The organism is [Flexibacter] sp. ATCC 35208 (genome assembly GCF_001975825.1).
GTDB lineage: Bacteria > Bacteroidota > Bacteroidia > Chitinophagales > Chitinophagaceae > Chitinophaga.
On the sequence record NZ_MTKN01000326.1, the window covers coordinates 1 to 402 of the forward strand.

1 pseudogene is annotated in these 402 nt (G+C 36.1%); it reads left to right on the forward strand.

The window, feature by feature from the left end:
* A pseudogene (locus BW716_RS35750) lies at nt 1-402 on the forward strand (alpha-rhamnosidase); the annotation flags it as partial.

Consider the following 402-nt stretch of genomic DNA (forward strand, 5'->3'; position numbering starts at 1 on the left):
TTTTATAGACGGCATTAAAAGCGACCGTTGGGTTTGGTCTGGCGACGCTTATCAAAGTTATTTAATGAATTATTATTTATTCTTTGTTTCGGCTTCTGTAGAACGAACGCTGTTGGCTCTTCGTGGTAAAGAACCCGTGACGGCTCATATTAACATCATAATGGATTATTCGTTGTATTGGTTTGTAGGTGTTTATGATTACTATTTACACACGGGCGATACAAAATTTATCAAAACTTTTTATCCAAGAATGAAATCACTTATGGAATTCTGCTTAAAAAGAAGAAACACAAACGGATTCCTTGAACCATTAGAAGGCGATTGGGTTTTTATTGATTGGGCAAACGGATTACCAAAAACCGGTGAGGTTAGTTTTGAGCAAATGCTTTTAGCAAGAAGTTT